The sequence below is a fragment of the Actinoplanes sp. NPDC019969 genome, assembly GCF_055562375.1.
This window is the reverse complement of record NZ_JBVHFK010000002.1, coordinates 645,994-662,723: the sequence shown is the minus strand read 5'-3', so window position 1 is coordinate 662,723 and position 16,730 is coordinate 645,994. Positions and strand designations below refer to the sequence as shown.

The 16,730-nt window shown below is 71.6% G+C and carries 17 protein-coding genes; 13 read left to right on the top strand and 4 right to left on the bottom strand.

The genetic code is table 11. From position 1 onward, the window contains the following. The first annotated feature begins 41 nt into the window (after positions 1-41). Positions 42-1,334 (top strand): DUF2252 domain-containing protein, encoded by a 1,293-nt coding sequence (locus ACZ3II_RS09625; protein ID WP_465517153.1) that lies wholly within the window; start codon positions 42-44, stop codon positions 1,332-1,334. A 7-nt stretch (positions 1,335-1,341) separates the two neighbouring features. Here ACZ3II_RS09625 and ACZ3II_RS09620 read toward each other — a convergent pair whose 3' ends face one another. Together ACZ3II_RS09620 and ACZ3II_RS09615 are read right to left on the bottom strand one after the other, a co-directional pair. Beyond that, on the bottom strand, positions 1,342-2,316 hold the full coding sequence (locus ACZ3II_RS09620) for a hypothetical protein (protein ID WP_465517152.1): 975 nt from the start codon (positions 2,314-2,316) through the stop codon (positions 1,342-1,344). Then, complete coding sequence (locus ACZ3II_RS09615; protein ID WP_465517151.1) at positions 2,309-2,854, bottom strand: RNA polymerase sigma factor; 546 nt, start codon at positions 2,852-2,854, stop codon at positions 2,309-2,311. Before ACZ3II_RS09615 ends, ACZ3II_RS09620 begins: the two co-directional genes overlap by 8 nt. Before the next feature lie 64 nt (positions 2,855-2,918). Between ACZ3II_RS09615 and ACZ3II_RS09610 the strand changes: the two genes are divergently transcribed. Genes ACZ3II_RS09610 through ACZ3II_RS09575 form a run of 8 tightly spaced genes read left to right on the top strand, consistent with a single transcriptional unit; the run spans position 2,919 to position 11,198 of the window. After that, positions 2,919-3,530: an NADH-quinone oxidoreductase subunit C gene (locus ACZ3II_RS09610; RefSeq protein ID WP_465517150.1), complete on the top strand. Its 612-nt coding sequence runs from the start codon at positions 2,919-2,921 to the stop codon at positions 3,528-3,530. Further along, positions 3,500-4,474: an NADH-quinone oxidoreductase subunit NuoH gene (nuoH, locus tag ACZ3II_RS09605; protein WP_465517149.1), complete on the top strand. Its 975-nt coding sequence runs from the start codon at positions 3,500-3,502 to the stop codon at positions 4,472-4,474. The genes ACZ3II_RS09610 and nuoH overlap by 31 nt, the downstream gene beginning before the upstream one ends. A 52-nt stretch (positions 4,475-4,526) precedes the next feature. Beyond that, positions 4,527-5,126: a NuoI/complex I 23 kDa subunit family protein gene (locus ACZ3II_RS09600; protein WP_465517148.1), complete on the top strand. Its 600-nt coding sequence runs from the start codon at positions 4,527-4,529 to the stop codon at positions 5,124-5,126. Further along, entirely contained in the window at positions 5,123-5,641 is a 519-nt protein-coding gene (locus ACZ3II_RS09595) for an NADH-quinone oxidoreductase subunit J family protein (protein WP_465517147.1), read from the top strand. Before ACZ3II_RS09600 ends, ACZ3II_RS09595 begins: the two co-directional genes overlap by 4 nt. Beyond that, the gene (gene nuoK / locus ACZ3II_RS09590; protein ID WP_465517258.1) at positions 5,641-6,012 is read left to right on the top strand and encodes an NADH-quinone oxidoreductase subunit NuoK; all 372 of its coding nucleotides are present in this window, start codon (positions 5,641-5,643) and stop codon (positions 6,010-6,012) included. Before ACZ3II_RS09595 ends, nuoK begins: the two co-directional genes overlap by 1 nt. Then, a complete protein-coding gene (locus tag ACZ3II_RS09585) occupies positions 6,009-7,901 on the top strand; it encodes an NADH-quinone oxidoreductase subunit 5 family protein (protein ID WP_465517146.1) in 1,893 nt (630 codons plus the stop codon). The genes nuoK and ACZ3II_RS09585 overlap by 4 nt, the downstream gene beginning before the upstream one ends. Further along, on the top strand, positions 7,898-9,415 hold the full coding sequence (locus tag ACZ3II_RS09580) for a complex I subunit 4 family protein (protein ID WP_465517145.1): 1,518 nt from the start codon (positions 7,898-7,900) through the stop codon (positions 9,413-9,415). The genes ACZ3II_RS09585 and ACZ3II_RS09580 overlap by 4 nt, the downstream gene beginning before the upstream one ends. A 46-nt stretch (positions 9,416-9,461) precedes the next feature. Next, positions 9,462-11,198: an NADH-quinone oxidoreductase subunit N gene (locus ACZ3II_RS09575; RefSeq protein ID WP_465517144.1), complete on the top strand. Its 1,737-nt coding sequence runs from the start codon at positions 9,462-9,464 to the stop codon at positions 11,196-11,198. A 262-nt stretch (positions 11,199-11,460) separates the two neighbouring features. Here ACZ3II_RS09575 and ACZ3II_RS09570 read toward each other — a convergent pair whose 3' ends face one another. Together ACZ3II_RS09570 and ACZ3II_RS09565 are read right to left on the bottom strand one after the other, a co-directional pair. Next, entirely contained in the window at positions 11,461-11,907 is a 447-nt protein-coding gene (locus ACZ3II_RS09570; protein WP_465517143.1) for a hypothetical protein, read from the bottom strand. A gap of 399 nt (positions 11,908-12,306) precedes the next feature. After that, on the bottom strand, positions 12,307-12,672 hold the full coding sequence (locus ACZ3II_RS09565) for a hypothetical protein (RefSeq protein WP_465517142.1): 366 nt from the start codon (positions 12,670-12,672) through the stop codon (positions 12,307-12,309). 113 nt (positions 12,673-12,785) lie between these two features. Between ACZ3II_RS09565 and htpX the strand changes: the two genes are divergently transcribed. The 4 genes from htpX to ACZ3II_RS09545 all read left to right on the top strand — a co-directional run bounded on the left by htpX (position 12,786) and on the right by ACZ3II_RS09545 (position 16,566). Then, positions 12,786-13,703 (top strand): zinc metalloprotease HtpX, encoded by a 918-nt coding sequence (htpX, locus tag ACZ3II_RS09560; RefSeq protein ID WP_465517141.1) that lies wholly within the window; start codon positions 12,786-12,788, stop codon positions 13,701-13,703. Positions 13,704-13,798: 95 nt separating this feature from the next. After that, complete coding sequence (locus ACZ3II_RS09555) at positions 13,799-15,067, top strand: MFS transporter (RefSeq protein WP_465517140.1); 1,269 nt, start codon at positions 13,799-13,801, stop codon at positions 15,065-15,067. Positions 15,068-15,116: 49 nt separating this feature from the next. Beyond that, complete coding sequence (locus ACZ3II_RS09550; protein WP_465517139.1) at positions 15,117-15,548, top strand: DUF1707 SHOCT-like domain-containing protein; 432 nt, start codon at positions 15,117-15,119, stop codon at positions 15,546-15,548. A gap of 7 nt (positions 15,549-15,555) precedes the next feature. Then, the gene (locus ACZ3II_RS09545; RefSeq protein WP_465517138.1) at positions 15,556-16,566 is read left to right on the top strand and encodes an LLM class flavin-dependent oxidoreductase; all 1,011 of its coding nucleotides are present in this window, start codon (positions 15,556-15,558) and stop codon (positions 16,564-16,566) included. The last annotated feature ends 164 nt before the right edge of the window (positions 16,567-16,730 follow it).

The following is a 16,730-nucleotide window of genomic DNA, read 5'->3' as shown; positions in this document are numbered from 1 at the left end:
GGGTAGACCCTGGCGTGCCCGCGCTGAGTACCGTGACCGGCATGAGGGCCGACTTCATCATCGACGTACTGACCCGCGAGTTCGGCGAGCTGATGGCGCTCGACCCGGCCGCGTTCCGCCGCAAGTTCCGGAAGATGGCGGCGTCCCCGTTCGCCTTCTACCGGGGCAGCGCCTCGCTGTTCTACGCCGACCTGAGCGGCGACTACCGCGACGACAGCTTCCTCGACGCCCGGACCAGCCGGGTCTGGATCCACGGCGACCTGCACGCGGAGAACTTCGGCACCTACATGAACTCGTCGGGCCGCCTGGTCTTCAACGTCAACGACTTCGACGAGGCGTACGTCGGCCCGTTCAGCTGGGACCTGAAACGGTTCTCGGCGAGTGTCGCGCTGATCGGCTACTCCAAGGCGCTCTCCGACGAGAACATCACCGAGCTGGTGACCACGTTCGCAAGTGCGTACCTGACCGAGCTGCGGGCGATCGCGCACGGCGGCGACGACGCGATCGGCTCGATCACCCTGGAGAACGCGACGGGCGTGCTCCGGCGCGTGCTGCAGGAGGCCCGGCTCAACACCCGGGTCGACCTGCTCCGCCAGCAGACCACGATCGACGACTACGACCGGCGGTTCTCCCTCGGCGACGGCGTGTACGAGGTCGACGAGGCGACCGGCGGCAAGGTGCGGGAGGCGTTCGGCCGTTACCTGTCGACGCTGCCGCACGACGGCGCCCGGCCGGTGGCGCAGCACATCAAGGACATCAAGCTGCGCAAGGGCGTCGGGATCGGGTCAGCCGGCCTCCCGTCGTACAACCTGCTGCTCGAGGGCAACACCGAGGCCCTGGAGAACGACGTCGTCATCTACATGAAGCAGGCCCAGGTCCCGGCCGTCGCCCGGTGGATCGACGACGAGCGGGTCCGCGGCTACTTCAAGCACCAGGGCCACCGGACGGCCGAGTCGCAGCGAGCCCTGCAGGCGCACGCCGACCCGTGGCTGGGATACACCGAGCTGGACGGGGTGGGGCAGCTGGTCGCGGAGGTGTCGCCGTACGCCGCCGACCTGGACTGGTCCGACGTCAACGAGCCGGAGGACCTGTCCGGGGTGGTCGCCGACCTGGGCCGCGCGGTGGCCCGGATGCATGCGGTCGCCGACGACGAGTCCAGCCACGACCTGGTCGACTTCTCCACCGAGGAGGCGATCGTCGCGGTGGTCGACAAGGACGAGGCCGGGTTCGTCGGGCACCTGGTGGAGTTCGCCCACAAGTACGGTGACCAGGCCCGCGAGGACCACCAGGACTTCGTCGACGTGTTCCGCAACGGCCGCCTCCCCGGCCTGTGAGCGGCGGTTACCGCTTCTCGAAGTGGACGTACACCTGCGCGCCCGCCGTCGAGCCGGCCTCCGGGCGGTAGGTGACGCGCAACTGCAGCTTTCCGGTGGCCCGGGCCGGTTGCCAGTCGTACCGTTTCGGCGGCCACTGGCACCGCACCGTCGTCGTGTCGGCCGCCTCACCCCCGGACTGCAAGATCTCGATCTGGAGTGAGCCGCGTCCCGCGCACGCGGTGAACACCCGGAACCGCTGGCCGATCGCGGAGGGCAGTTCCTCCTGGAAGTTCTGGCCGTCACTGACCGGGAAACCCAGCCCGAGACCGGTGTTGCTCTGTTCTTCGGTGAGATGCAGCGCCGCGGTCGGGTTGGCCTCCTCGTCCTGGTCGGTCAGCGGCCGGCCGGTGTCGCTGGTGACCCGGAAGGCGAAAGCGGCCCGGCCTTCGGCATCGCCCGCCTTCTCGATCCGGTACTCCAGCTGCGGATGGTTCTGCGAGACGACGTACCGCTCGCTCATCGGCTCCGGCCGTTCGGCGCAGGCCAGGTCCAGACGGGCCACCTCGGCGGGTGCCCTTTCGAGGCTCTCGCCGCCCGGAAGCCCGTAGACGACCAGGGACATCGAACCGGTTCCGGCACAGGCGCCACGCAGGGTCAGTTCACCGAGGTGGCGTGTGCTCGTCGCCGTCCAGGAGGCCCGCACCTCGGCCTGCTTCTCGACGGCGGCCGGGGAGGGGGCCGGCCCGAGCGCGGCCTTCGCGACGCCGGACAGGTCGGCCGGAGGAGCGGCGGGCATCGGTGACGGCGGCGCCGGTGCCGGCGCGATCCAGGTGACCACGCCGCCGGCCAGGGCGAACACGGCTGCCGAGGCGAGCAGCGCGGTCCGGCGGCGACGGCGGCGGCGTACGGTCGAACGCGCCGCCTCCGCACCCGGCGGGCGAACCGCCTGGATCGCCTCAGGCCGCGCCCGGCCGAAGATCTCTTCCAGCTGGTCAGACATTGGCCACCCCCGAGGCCTCGGCGCCGAGCAGCCCGGCGAGTGTTCCGCGGGCCCGGTGCAGCCACGACTTGACCGTTCCCGGGGCCACCCCTTCCCGTTCGGCGATCTCCGCGATCGTCAGGTCGCCCAGGTAGTGCAGCACCATTGCGCGGCGCTGCGTCGCCGGCAGCTCACCGAGGGCGGCGACCAGCGCCACCCAAACGCCCGTCGGCCCGTCCATCAGCGGTTCGTCGGTCCGCTGCTTGCGCAGGAAGTTGAGGGCGGTCCGGGCCCGCCGCCACCGGCTCACTGCCAGGTTCCAGGCGGTCCGGCGGATCCAGGCGGCCGGGCTGTCGTACCGGGAGACCGTGGACCAGCGGGCCAGCGCCCGGCAGAACGCCTCCTGGACGACGTCCTGGGCCTCCTGGCGGTCGCCGAAGTACGCGTACAACTGCACGGTGAGGCCCGCATAGTGCGCGGCGTAGACCTCATCGAACGACGGTGGGTCGTGGTGCACGGCGGCCGGCGTCTCCGATCGGTGTTCAGCGATGACTGTCACGGCGACTACACGCGTACGCCCGCCGTGCGGTTGCGGACCGGCCCCGGATCATAGGATGTGACGCATGACGCCCGAAGAGGTCGGTGAACGCCTGGTCCACCTGCTGGCGACCGACGACCCCGAGAAGGGCGACGTCACCTTCGGGGTCTCCGGCGGCGGCCCCCGCCACGCCCGCGCCGTCGTCGACGTGCCGGCCGCCCGCTGGTGGTTCGCGGCCGAGGCGGCCCGTGACGCCGGCGCCCTGGGCTGCGACTTCTTCGACTGGCTGTCCGCGGTGGACGAGTTGGACGGCGGCTTCTCGGTGATCGCCCATCTGTGGTCCACCCGCCGCCGGCACGGAGTGCTGCTGCGCGCCCGGATCCCGCGCGCGGATCCCGAGATCGAGTCCCTGGTGGACCTCTATCCGGGCGCCGACTGGCACGAGCGGGAGACATTCGAGATGTTCGGCATCGTCTTCGCCCGGCATCCCGGCCTGCGCCCGCTGCTGTTGCCGCCGGAGTTCGAGGGTCATCCGCTCCGCAAGGAGTTCGTGCTGGCGGCCCGGGTGGCGAAGCCGTGGCCGGGCGCCAAGGAGCCGGGGGAGTCGGAGGGCGGCGCCGCGAAACGTGCCCCGATGCGCCCGCCCGGCGTCCCCGACCCGAAGGAGTGGGGCCCGCTCAAGGAGGAGAAGCCGTGATCGAGCTGCTCATCCGCGTCGGTGCGGTGCTCGCCGCTTTCCTGGTTCTTCCGCTGGTGATCGGCCAGGCGGAGCACAAGGTGATGGCGCACATGCAGGGCCGGGTCGGCCCGATGTACGCGGGCGCCTTCCACGGCTGGGCCCAGCTCGTCGCCGACGGGGTGAAGTTCGTCCAGAAGGAGGACATCACCCCGCGCGACGCCGACCGGACCGTCTTCGCGCTGGCCCCGATCGTCGCCCTCTTCCCGTACCTGATCGTCATCCTGACCATCCCGCTCGGCCCCGGCCTGGTCGCGCAGCGCCTGGACATCGGGTTGTTCCTGGTCCTGGCCGTGCTCGGGATCGGCGTGGTCGCGGTGCTGATGTCCGCCTGGTCGTCGGCCAACAAGTACAGCCTGCTCGGTGGCGTCCGCGGCGCCGCCCAGCTGCTCGGTTACGAGCTTCCGCTGGTTCTGGCCGCGGCGAGCGTCGCGATGGCGGCCGGCACGCTGAGCCTGCCCGGCATCGTCGAGGCGTGGCAGCCGTGGTGGCTGATCTGGCAGGCCCCGGCCGCGTTCGTCTTCTTCATCGCCGGCCTGGCCGAGATCCGCCGCCCACCGTTCGACATGCCGATCGCCGATTCCGAGCTGGTCTTCGGCTACATGACCGAGTACACCGGCCTGCGGTTCGCGTTCTTCCTGCTCGCCGAATATGTGGGCATCGTGGTGATCGCCGCCCTGACCACGGTGCTGTTCCTCGGCGGCTGGCACGGCCCGTTCGAGGAGACGCTCGGCTGGCTGTGGACGCTGCTGAAGATCGGCGCGCTGTCCTTCGTGATCATCTGGCTGCGGGTCACGTACCCCCGCCTGCGTGAGGATCAGCTCCAGCGCCTGTGCTGGCTGATCCTGGTCCCCGTCTCGCTGGCCCAGCTGGTCCTCACCGTCGCCGTGAAGTCACTCGTCTGAAAGGCCGGGGCAAGGTCGCGCCAGCCGGGCCGAACGGGCAGGATGTTCCCTTGTGAGTGAGAACGGTGAGCGCAACGTGCCCGGCAAGGGCCTGCTCGACGGGCTCGCCGTAACGCTGAAGACCCTGACGCGGCGATCCACCACCCAGCAGTACCCGGACGTGCCACCCGATCTGCCCCCGCGGTCCCGGGGCGTGATCGCGCTGTCCGAGGAGAACTGCACGGTCTGCATGCTGTGCGCCCGTGAGTGCCCGGACTGGTGCATCTACATCGACTCGCACAAGGAGGAGGTCGTCGTCCCCGGCGCCGCGCGCGCCCGCCAGCGCAACGTGCTGGACAAGTTCGACATCGACTTCTCCCTCTGCATGTACTGCGGCATCTGCATCGAGGTCTGCCCGTTCGACGCGCTGCACTGGAGCCCCGAGTTCGAGTACGCCGAGACCGACGTCCTCTCGCTGCTGCACGACAAGGACCGGCTGGGCGAGTGGATGCGCACGGTCCCGCCGCCGCCGGTCCACGACGTGCTCGGCGAACCCTCCAAGGAGGAGGCGACGGCGGCGCGCAAGGCGGCAGGCCCGGGTGCGGCGACTGCCGCCAAGACCGCAAGAGCTGCGGCGGTACGCCCGAAGCCCGCGCCGGAGGCCGGCCAGTGACCGTCGCCGACGTGCTCCTGCTGGCGCTCGGCGCCGTCGCGGTCGGTTCCGGCGCCCTCGTCGTCACCAGCTCCCACCTGGTCCGTTCCGGCTTCTACCTGGTCGTCAGCCTGGGCGCGATCGCCGGCCTCTACCTGGTCCTCGGCGCCGAGCTGGTCGCCTGGGTGCAGATCCTGGTCTACGTCGGCGCGGTCGTGGTGCTGCTGCTGTTCGCGGTGATGCTGACCCGTGCCCCGATCGGCCCGTCACCCGACCTGGACCGCCCGGCGCTGCCGGCGGCTCTGATCGGCGGCGGCATCGGCATCGGCCTGGCCGTGCTGTTCGTCGACGCGTTCCGCTGGATGCGCTACCCGTACCCGGAACCCGGCACCGCCGAGCGGGTCGGCGAACAGATCTTCGGCGCCTGGGTGCTGCCGTTCGAGGTGATCTCGATCCTGCTGCTGTCGGCCCTGGTCGGCGCGATCGTCCTGTCCCGTCCGGACATCGGCGCCCGTACGGCCGCGGAAGGGGAATGATGCACGTCGTCATCCCGTACGTCATCGCCGCTCTGCTCTTCGGCCTGGGCGTCTACGGCGTCCTGCGCCGGCGCAACGCGGTCCTGGTGCTGATGGCCGTCGAGCTGATGCTGAACGCCGTCAACCTGATCCTGGTCACCGCGGACGTCTCGCTGCGCTCGGCGCTCACCGGCGTCACGGTCGAGGCCTGGGCCCGCCCCACGGCCGCCCAGCCCGGCACCGGCGGTGTCCTGGCCCTCTTCGTGATCGTGCTGGCCGCCGCCGAGGTGGGCGTCGGGCTGGCGATCATCCTGCAGTACTACCGGATGCGTAAGGCGGTCGTGGTCGACGACGTGCGGCTGGACTCCGACCAGGAACGGGTGGCCGGGTGAACGACGTCTCCGGGCTGCTGCTCCCCGCCGTACCCCTGCTCGCGGGTCTGATCGGTCTCGTCCTGCCCCCGGGTGACGGTGGCGGCGCACGCAGGCGTCTCGCCGCCGGCATCGGTGTCGTGGGCGCCGCCGTCGCGCTGGTCCTCGCGGTGCTGGCCGTCGCCGACCCGATGACCGCCCCGGCGAACGGCCCCGAGCTGGCCACCTTCGGCTCGCTGACCGTCGGGCTCACCGCGTTCGTCGACGCCGCGGCCGCGTACGTGGCCGTCGCCGTCACCGTGGTCGCCCTGTTCGTGCAGATCTACTCGATCGCCTACCTGCACGACGATTCCCGCTACGCGCCGTACGCCGCCCAGGTCAGCCTCTTCACCGGCGCCATGCTGCTGGTCGTCACCAGCGGCGACCTGATCGTCATGCTGATCGGCTGGGAGGTGATGGGCGCCTGCTCCTACCTGCTGATCGGTCACGACCGGCGGCTGCCGGAAGCGCCCGCCGCCGCGGTCAAGGCGTTCCTGGTGACCCGGGTCGGCGACGTCGGCTTCCTGCTCGGCCTGGCCGTCCTGATCGCCGCCGCGGACAGCACCAAGATCGCGGCAGTTCTCACCCACGAGTACTCCCCGGTGACCCTGACCGCGGCCCTGCTGCTGATCCTGGCCGGAGTGGCCGGCAAGAGCGCCCAGTTCCCACTGCACACCTGGCTGCCCGACGCGATGGCCGGCCCGACCCCGATCTCCGCGCTGATCCACGCCGCCACCATGGTCGCGGCCGGCGTCTACGTGGTCTTCCGGCTCTACCCGCTCTACCAGCAGTCCCCGGCCGCGCTGGCGGTGCTCGCGGTGATGGCCGCGGTCACCATCCTGATCGGCGCGCTGTCCGCCACCGCCCAGGACGACCTGAAACGGGTGCTGGCCTGGTCGACCGTCTCGCAGATCGGCTACATGACCGGGGCCCTGGCCGTCGGCTCGCCCGCCGCCGCCCTGTTCCACCTGCTCACCCACGCCGCGTTCAAGGCCCTGCTGTTCCTCGCCGCCGGCGCGGTGATCCACGCGGTCGGCAGCAACCTGCTGTCCCGGATGGGCGGCCTGCGCGAGCACATGCCGGTCACCTTCTGGTCGTTCGTGATCGGCCTCGGCGCGCTGGCCGGCCTGCCGCCCCTCTCCGGTTTCTGGTCCAAGGAGAACGTGCTGACCGCCGCTGCCCACGCCACTGAGGGTGGCGTGCCGGCTCCCGTCTGGTCCGCCTGGCTGGTGTGGCTGGCCGCGCTGCTCTCGGTCGGGATCACCGCCTGGTATGCGACGCGGCTCCTGTTGCGCGCGTTCTTCGGCGCTGCCCGGGTCCCTTCTTGGGAGGTCGGCTTCGATGACGCCGGCTACCAGGAGCCGGAAGTCCCGCACGACCCGCCGGCCCTGATGCGCTGGCCGCTGATCCTGCTGGCGATCCCCGCCGCCCTGCTCGGCCTGGCCGCGTTCGCCCCCGGCTTCCGGACCGCCCTCGAACTCGAGGACCCGCACCTGGGCGTCGCCGTCGCCCTGCCGATGCTGCTGCTCGTCACCGGCGCCGGCACCGCGTTCTGGCTCTGGTGGGCCGTCCCCGGCGCCGACCCCGCCGACGCGCTGGGCCGGGCGAAAGCGTTCCTGGCCGCCGGGTTCCGCCTCGACGACGTCCAGCACCGCCTGATCGTCCACCCGGTCAAGGTTCTGGCGAGGTACGTCACCGCCGGTGACACGCACATCGTCGACGCCGCCGTGATGGGCGCCGGAACCGGCACGTCCCGGGCCGGCGAAGCGCTCAAGGAGGCGCACCGGCTTCCGCTGCCCGCCGCCGCGGTGGCCGTCTGCGCCGCCGCGCTGCTGCTCGGGGCCATCGCCTGGTGGGGAGCCGTCGCATGATTCACGTGGAACAGGCGCTGCTGGTGGCGTTGCTGGCGGTGCCCGCCCTGGGCGCCGCCGTGGTCGCGCTCGTCCCGGCCACCCGCGACCGGCAGGCCCGGATCCTCGCGACCGGTTTCGCCGGCGTCACGTTCGTGCTGTCCCTGGCCCCGCTGGCGTATCAGGGGAACATGCCGCGCGGCTTCGCGCCCTACACCAGCGAGCTGCAACCGTGGATCGACCTCGACGTGCCGTGGGTGCCGGCCCTCGGGCTGGAGTTCCACCTCGGCGTCGACGGGGTGTCCGCGCCGCTGATCGCGCTCACCGGGCTGCTCACGCTGCTCTGCACCGCGTACACGATCAAGAAGGTCCCTTCCGGCGGCGCCGGACGCGCCCTGGCCGCGCTGCTGCTGGTCCTGGAGGTCGGCGTCCTCGGCACCTTCCTGGCCCTGGACCTGGTCCTCTTCTTCCTGTTCTTCGAAGTCGTGCTGCTGCCGATGTACGCGGTGATCGCCGGCTGGGGCGGCCCCGCGCGCCGGGCGGCGGCCCGCAAGTTCGTCCTCTACACCCTGGCCGGCTCGGTCCTGCTGCTGCTCGGCGTCCTGATCGTGGTCGCGAAGGCCGGCACCGGCGACCTGGTCGACCTGACCGGCAACGTCCAGTTGACCGCCACCACCCAGCAGGCGGTGTTCGCCCTGCTGGCCGTCGCGTTCGCGGTGAAGGCCCCGCTCTGGCCGCTGCACACCTGGCTGCCCGACGCGCACACCGAGGCACCGACCGTCGGCTCGGTGATCCTGGCCGGTGTGCTGCTGAAGATGGGCACGTACGGCCTGATCCGGGTCGGTGTCGGCGTCGCCCCGCTCGGCGCGGAGTGGGCCGCCCCCGCCCTGGGCGTCCTCGCCGTGATCGCGATCGTCGCCGGCGCGCTGATCTGCCTGCGCCAGACCGAGTTGAAACGCCTCATCGCCTACTCCAGCGTCGGCCACATGGGTTTCGTGCTGCTCGGCATCGCCACCCTGTCGGTCACCGGAATCCAGGCCGCCCTGGTCGGCAACATCGCCCACGGCCTGATCACCGGCCTGCTGTTCTTCCTGGCCGGCACGATCAAGGACCGCACCGGCACGGGTTCGCTGAACCAGCTCAGCGGCCTCCGCGAGACCGCCCCCCGCCTGGCCGGCCTGTTCGGCTTCGCCGCCATCGCGTCCCTGGGCCTGCCCGGCCTGGCCGGCTTCTGGGGCGAGGCGTTCGCCGTGGTCGCCGCCGTCCAGCGCGGCGGCCCCCTGTGGCTCACCCTGGCCGCGATCGCCGCGGTCGGCGGTGCCCTGACCGCCGCCTACTTCCTGCGTCTGCTGCGCCTGCTCACCCACGGCCCCGCCACTCCCGAGACGCATGCGCTGCCCGCCGCCCTCTCCCGCACGGAATGGCTGGCCTGGGCCCCACTGGTGGTACTGACCCTCGCCATCGGCATCGTCCCCGCCCTGGTCCTGCAGGGCACCTTCGAGCCCCTCACCACCCTGCTGGGAGCCCACCGGTGATCCCCGCCGCCCTGCCCGCTGATCGCAACCCGCCGGGGGCCCGCCCGTGAGAAGCCAGGCTGTCGACCACATCGCGCTGCTGCCGCTCTACGCCGCGGCCGGGACCGCCGTCCTCGCCCTCCTGGCCGACCTGTTCGTGGCCAAGCGCACGGTGACCGCCGCCGCGACCCTGCTGGGCGCTTCGGTCACCGCGGTCTGCGCCCTCGCGGTCGGCCCATGGGGCCCCACCTTCTGTACGACGGGCGGCTGCTCCTGGGTCCCCTCCTGGCCCGCCGCCGTGACCGCCGCCCTCTTCGCCGCCCTGACCGCGGCCGTTCTCGCCCTCTCCCTGCCGGCCCTCCGGCTCGGCACGGCCCCCGCCGGCGAGTTCTGCTTCCTCCTGGCCTGCTCGATGACGGGCGGCGTGACCATCGCTTACGCCGGCGACCTGCTCACCCTGATCGTCGGCCTGGAAACCCTCACCCTGCCCCTCTACATCCTGGTCGGCCTCCGCCGTTACGCCCCACCCCGCGATCCGGCCCCCGCCGCAGCTCCCGGGCCCGCCCCGGCTCCCGCGGCCGCCGCTTCCCCCGCGCCTGGCTCCGGTTTCCTCACACCGCCCTCCGCAGCCATCACACCCGGTCGCGATTCCGTGCCCTCGGCTCCCGGGTCCGTCCCCTCGGCCCCCGGGTCCGTTGCGCCTGATTCCGGGTCCGTCTCGGTGGCTTCCGCTTCCGTTGCGTCGGCTCCTGGGCCTCTCGCGCCGGGCGCCGAGCCGGTCGCCGCCGGTGTCGTCCCCGCGGCCGAGGTCGCGGCCGCCACCCGGGCCGCCTCCGCCTCGGTCACGTTCTTCCTGATCAGCGTCATCTCCACCGCGATCGCCCTGCTCGGTATCGCCCTCAACTACGCCGCGACCGGCACCCTCCACCTGAACCTGCTCGGTCCCGCCCCGACCCCGTTCGCGGCCGTCGCCGGCGTCGGCGCCGCCCTGCTGGTGATCGGCCTCGCCTTCAAGGTCGCCGCGGTCCCGCTGCACGCCTGGGCCCCGGCCACCTACGACGACTCCCCACTCCCGATCGCCGCCTACCTCTCCACCGCCTCCAAGCTCGGCGGCGTCCTGGCCGTGGCCGCCGTCGTATCCCGCCTGGACACCGGCGCCGTACTGTCCGCCCTCGCCGTCCTGACCATGACCGTCGGCAACCTGGTAGCTCTCAGGCAGACCCGCACGGTCCGCCTGCTGGCCTGGTCCTCGATCGCCCAGGCCGGTTACATCCTGGCCGCCCTGGCGATGGGCGCCCCCGGCGTACCCGCCGCCCTCGCCTACGCCACGTTCTTCGTGATCCTCGAACTGATCGCGTTCGGCGTGGTCACCGCCCTGCGCCCACCCGGCGCCGACGGCGGAACCCTCGACGACCTCCGCGGCGCCGCCCGCCGCCATCCCTGGCTGGGCGCGGCCATGGTGCTCGCCCTCTCCGGTCTCGCCGGCCTACCCCCCGGCCTGGCCGGCCTGTTCGCCAAGGTGTCGGTGGTCGGCGCGCTGGTCACCGAAGGCTGGACCTGGCTGGCCGCCATCGTCGTGATCAACGCGGTGATCGCGCTCGCCTACTACATCCGCGTCGCCGCCCTCCTCTACACGCTTCCCGCCCAGCCCGGCATCGCGGTCGCCGACCCGGCCCTGGTCTACGACGCCACCCATCCCCGGATCACGGTCACCCGCCCGGTCGCCGCCACCCTGCTCCTGGCCACCGCCGTAGCCGTCCTCCTCGGCTTCGCCCCCCAACTCCTCTTCAACGCCCTCCTCTAACCGCCCCGCGCTGCGAGATCGCCCACGCTGCGAGATCGCCCCACGCTGCGAGATCGCCCCGCGCTGCGAGATCGCCCCGCGCTGCGAGATCGCCCCGCGCTGCGAGATCGCCCCGCGCTGCGGGAGGGGACCGCGCCGCGGGAGCATGTCCGTGCTGCAGTGAGGGGACCGCGCCACGGGGGAGGGACCGAGCTGCAGGAGAACCACGCGGTGCTGCAGGAGAACCGCACCCGCCGTATCCAGACGCCAGGCGCCCAGCGCGTCAGTCGCCGGAGAAACCCCAGAAGTAGATCTCCACTGGCTCCCCATCCTCGTCGTGCAGAACCGCGCAGCGCCCGACCCACCGCTCGGAGGCGAGCGGCTCAAGCGCCGCCACATGCGCCCGGGTCAGTTTCGCCACTCCGACCCGCTCCAGCGCCTCTTCCGCCCCGACCACATGAACGGTCCCGCACGTGGCCCGCCCCGGAACAGTGACGATCTCTCGCACGTCGAGGATCGAGTGGGTGCCGGACTCCTGCACGATCTCCTCGGCCCACAGCTCGTCCTCGGTGCGTGGCCGGTCCGGGAAGTCGGCGGCCGAGGTCTTGAGCCGGCCTGGCCCCGCCCACCAGTAGTCCCCCTCCTCGAAGGCCCGCACCCGCAGCCCGTCGAGCGCGGCCTGCAGATCGGGCTGAAACGGAACGTGGTAATCCCACCAGGAAGCACCCATGAGTCCTCCTCATCGATCTCGCGAGCAGGCTATCGGGACCCCCCGACATTTCCGGCCGGGCAGGAGAGACCGGTCGCGCGCGCTACGTCTGGCGACAGGGCAAGTCCCCGGTGGGCTGGCCCCTGTCGCGATCGTGACCGAAGAACCACCGAAACGATCGGTCGCCAAGGGCTGGCGGCGTGCGCCCTGCCCCCAATCTTGTGAATCTGGCACCGGAACGGGACGCACAAGATCGGCATCCGACTCGAACTCGTGCACCAGGCTCCGGAAATCCGGTGCTCTCAACCCAAGATCGCAGCCTTCGCCAATCTTGAGCCGGAAGCGCCGATGCGCACCACACAAGATCTATGAAGCGAACGACGGCCACCCGAGTCTTCTGGGGTGCAGAACGGCGAGTAGTCAAGCCCGTCCGGGCGATGCCGTCACGACTACGGCCGAGGCTTCCCGGGCCAGCGCCTGATCTTGTGGAGCCGAGGCCGGAGCCAGGTGCACAAGATCGAATTCCTGCCCCTCCTTGTGCGCTGAGCTGCGGAAATCCGGCACTTCCTGCCCAAGATCGCGAGCCCTATCGATCTTGGGCAGGAATTGCCGGACCGAATTGCACAAGATCGCTGGCCGCGGGTCGATCGTGATGGTCAATGGTGCGTACGGACTCACCCGCTCGAGGCCGGGCGGATACGGACCTGAGCAACCGAGAAGAAGACTCACTCCCGGATGCCGAATGCTCAAGATCGCCACCTCGGTGTCCGGCTCATCGACGGGCATCCGTGAGCAACCGCGAAGAAAACCTCGATGACCCGGCCGCACGTACGGCGTACCCCAAGAAAGCCGTTTCAGCGAAGTCATAGCGTGCACCCGGATGAACACGATGCCTGCCGATGTTCCGTGGAGTGCGGGCCACAAGCCCGCAACCCGAAGGAGTAAAAGTGCACAGCCACCACAACGGCCTCAAAACGGCCGCCCTGCTGGGTCTGCTGACCGGTCTCATCCTGACCGCCGGCTACTGGCTCGGAGGCAGCACGGGCCTCGTTCTCGCGGTGATCATCTCGCTGGTCACCAATGCCGTGAGCTACTTCTATTCCGACAAGATCGCGCTGCGGGCGATGGGCGCCCGCCCGGTGACCGAGGCCGAGCTGCCCGGTCTCTACCGGATCGTCCGTGAGCTGGCGGTGACCGCCGGCCAGCCGATGCCTCGCCTCTACGTCTCTCCGGCGCTGCAGCCGAACGCGTTCGCGACCGGCCGTGACCCCCGGCACGCCGCGGTCGCGGTGACCACCGGCATCCTGAACCTGCTGGAGCCGCGGGAGATGCGCGCGGTGATCGGCCACGAGCTGTCGCACGTCTACAACCGCGACATCCTGATCTCGAGTGTCGCCGCGGGCCTGGCCGGGATCATCACGATGCTGGCGAACCTGGCGTTCTTCCTGCCGTTCGGGTCGGACGACGAGGACAGCGCGAATCCGGCCGGCCTGCTGCTGATGATGATCCTCGGCCCGCTGGCTGCCTCGGTGATCCAGTTGGCGATCAGCCGGAACCGGGAGTTCCAGGCGGACGCCTCCGGCGCGACGCTCACCGGCGATCCTCTGGCGCTGGCGAGTGCTCTGGAGAAGATCTCTTACGGTACGCGGCGCGCGCCCCTGCCCGCCGACGGCCGGCTGACGAGTGCCGCGCACCTGATGATCGCGAACCCGTTCTCCGGCGCCGGCTTGGCCGCGTTGTTCTCCACGCACCCGCCGATGGCCGAGCGGATCCGTCGTCTGCACGAGCAGGCGGCCCTGACCAGGCACGCCGCGTGACCAACATGACAGCGTCTCACGTTTGGAAAGGGGTGGCCGGGCGCCGACGTTAACCTCGGTGCCCGTACCCCCGATCAGCATCCGGAGGCCAGCTCGTGACCGCATTGCGTCAGTACCTTGGCGTGTGGCAGCTCCCGGGCGCGCGGATCCTGCTGATCGTCGGGATTCTCGCCCGGCTCGGCATCGGGATGACCCCGCTCGCACTGCTCCTGCTGGTCGAGCAGGCCACCGGGCGGTACGCGGCAGCCGGTCTGGCCGGTGGCGTCTACGCGCTGGCCGGCGCCGCGCTCAGCCCGATCGCCGGCCGGCTCGCCGACCGGATCGGCGCCTCGCCGATCCTGCTGGCCACGGCCGTGCTGCACCCGCTGGCGCTGGGCGGTCTGCTGCTGGCCAGCCGGGGCGGCGCGGACGCCCTGGAGTGGATCTTCGTGGCGTCGGCGGTGGCCGGCGCCACGTACCCTCCGCTGACCGCGGCGATCCGCCGCGCCTGGACCGACATGACCGCCCCCGGCACCGGGCAGCACCGGCTGCGGTCCGCCGCCGTGGCCGCCGAGACGTCACTGTTCGAGCTGGTCTTCGTGCTCGGCCCGATGCTGGTGGCGGCGTTCATGGTGATCACCGGCGAGCCGGAGTCGGCGTTGATCAGCGCGGCCGTGGCGACGCTGGCCGGCACCGCCTGGATCGCCCGCCTGCCGGTGATGCGGCACCGCGGCGACCATGATCCGGAGACCGCGGCCAAGGGCCTCGGCCCGCTGCGTGCCGGCGGCTTCCCGGCGTTGCTGTTCTGCGTCGGCGCGCTCGGCATCGCGTTCGGGGCGGCCGGGGTGATCGTCCCCGCGTACGCCGCCCAGCACGGCGGTGGCGACTCCCTCGGCGGGGTGCTGCTCGGCGTCTGGGGGATCGGCAGCGCGGTCGGCGGCATCTGGTTCGGCACCCGCCGCCCGGCGATGGCGCTGACCCGGCAGTTCGCCTGGTTGCTGGGTGCGGTGTCGGCGAGTTTCGTGGTGCTGGCGTTCATGCCGAGCCCGATCTGGCTGGGTGCCGCCCTGGTTCTCGGCGGCGCCACCATCGCCCCCGCCCTGACCGTGGAGAACAGTCTGGTCGGCCGGATCACCCCGGCCGGCATGCTGAACGAGGCGTACACCTGGATGGTCACCGTCTCGGTCGGCGGCAGCGCGGCCGGCGGCGCCCTGGCCGGCGTGATCGTCGACCAGCCGGGCGGCCTGCCGTGGTCGTTCGTCTTCGCGGCGGCCGTGCTGCTGGTCGCCGCCGTGGTGGCGGCGTTCCCGGAGGGTTCGATGGCCCGGGCCGACCGGCACGCCGCCGAGCGGCTCAGCTCCGCGCTCGCGGCGGACCCCGCATGATCGCCGCGATTGGATAGCCTGGCGGGAGGCGGGTAGCGAGGGGGCGGCGATGTCCAAAGAGGTCAGCACCATGCGTGCCGCCGACGGTGACCGCCAGCAGATCGCCGACCAGCTGAAATCCGCTCTCGACGAGGGCCGCCTGACCCTCCAGGAGTACGACGAACGTGTCGGCGCCGCCTACGCCGCCCGCACCTACGCCGAGCTGACGGTCCTGGTGAGGGACCTGCCCCGGCCTGGCATGACCAGCGCCGAGGTGGCCGCCCAGGCCCGCCGGGACGCCCGTCGCCTGCCCACCGCCCTGATCGTTCTCTGGACCGTCTGGGGCGCCGTCGCCGCGATCAACGTCGTCGCCTACATCCTGGTCGCCGTCACCGTCGACCTGGTCTATCCGTGGCCGCTCTGGCTGCTGGTGCCGGGCGCCGCGCTCGGCGCGGTGACCGTCGGCACCCAGGCGATCCGCAACCAGAACCGGAAAGATTGAGTCCCGCATGACCGCACCGACCCGCGTCCCCCTGTCCGTGCTCGACCTGGCCACGGTGCGCGAGGGACACGGCAGCGCCGACGCGCTGCGCGGCACCATCGAGATCGCCAGGGCCGCCGACGAGCTGGGCTACCTTCGTTTCTGGGTCGCCGAGCACCACAACATGCCGGCCGTCGCGTCGACCTCGCCGCCCGTCCTGATCGGCGCGATCGCCGCGCATACCCGGGACATCCGGGTCGGTTCCGGCGGCGTGATGCTCCCCAACCACATGCCGTTCGTGGTGGCCGAGCAGTTCGCCCTGCTCGAGGCGCTCTACCCGGGCCGGGTGGACCTGGGGATCGGCCGTGCGCCCGGCACCGACCAGGCCACCGCTGCCGCGCTCCGCGGCGTCTCGCCGTACCTGACCGTCGAGCACTTCCCGGAGCATCTGAAAACACTGCTGGGCCTGCTCGGCGACGCCCGGGTGCCGTCGTCCCGGCTGGCCGCGACCCCGGCTCCGGAGACGTTCCCCGAGGTGTGGATGCTCGGCTCGTCCACCTACGGCGCCCAGATCGCCGCCGCGCTCGGCCTGCCGTTCTGTTACGCGTACCACTTCGCCATGTCCTCCGACGTGGACAGCGCCCTGCACCTGTACCGGGAGGGTTTCCAGCCGTCCCCGCGCTACCCCCGCCCGTGGGTGATGGTCAGTGCCTCGGTGCTGGCCGCCGAGACCACCGAGGAGGCGCAGTTCCTGGCCGGTCCCAGCCGGATCATGGCGCTCAGTCTGCGGACCGGCCGTCTCGGCCCGATGGTGTCCCCGGAGGCGGCCGCCGATCGTGAGCTCACCGACCTGGACCGGTCCGTCCTGGAGTCGCTGCCCGGCACGCAGTACGCGGGCACCGCCGAGGAGGTCGTCGCCGCCCTGGACGCGCTGGTCGAGCGCACCGGCGCGGACGAGCTCATGCTGGCCGGCTCGGTCTACGACCCCGCCACCCGGATCGACAGCCTGGCCCGCATCGCCAAGACCTGGTCGCGATGACCCGGCACCCCTTCGTCTCACGGTCCGCGTCGCCTTGCGCTTGCGAGACCCACTGGTGTACGTCCCCCGCGAACCGATTCCCGGCCGGCGAGGTCCCCGGTAATGCGCTGGACGCCGGCGGGATCGACGTGATCCGCTTCACCGATCTGACCACCTGATCAGTT

What these genes read in the sequence shown, in the direction of transcription:
- ACZ3II_RS09625 (WP_465517153.1), top strand. Translation starts at nt 42, where the DNA reads ATGAGGGCCGACTTCATCATCGACGTACTGACCCGCGAGTTCGGCGAG.
- ACZ3II_RS09620 (WP_465517152.1), bottom strand. Translation starts at nt 2,316, where the DNA reads ATGTCTGACCAGCTGGAAGAGATCTTCGGCCGGGCGCGGCCTGAGGCG.
- ACZ3II_RS09610 (WP_465517150.1), top strand. Translation starts at nt 2,919, where the DNA reads ATGACGCCCGAAGAGGTCGGTGAACGCCTGGTCCACCTGCTGGCGACC.
- nuoK (WP_465517258.1), top strand. Translation starts at nt 5,641, where the DNA reads ATGCACGTCGTCATCCCGTACGTCATCGCCGCTCTGCTCTTCGGCCTG.
- ACZ3II_RS09580 (WP_465517145.1), top strand. Translation starts at nt 7,898, where the DNA reads ATGATTCACGTGGAACAGGCGCTGCTGGTGGCGTTGCTGGCGGTGCCC.
- ACZ3II_RS09570 (WP_465517143.1), bottom strand. Translation starts at nt 11,907, where the DNA reads ATGGGTGCTTCCTGGTGGGATTACCACGTTCCGTTTCAGCCCGATCTG.
- ACZ3II_RS09565 (WP_465517142.1), bottom strand. Translation starts at nt 12,672, where the DNA reads ATGCCCGTCGATGAGCCGGACACCGAGGTGGCGATCTTGAGCATTCGG.
- htpX (WP_465517141.1), top strand. Translation starts at nt 12,786, where the DNA reads ATGTTCCGTGGAGTGCGGGCCACAAGCCCGCAACCCGAAGGAGTAAAA.
- ACZ3II_RS09550 (WP_465517139.1), top strand. Translation starts at nt 15,117, where the DNA reads ATGTCCAAAGAGGTCAGCACCATGCGTGCCGCCGACGGTGACCGCCAG.
- ACZ3II_RS09545 (WP_465517138.1), top strand. Translation starts at nt 15,556, where the DNA reads ATGACCGCACCGACCCGCGTCCCCCTGTCCGTGCTCGACCTGGCCACG.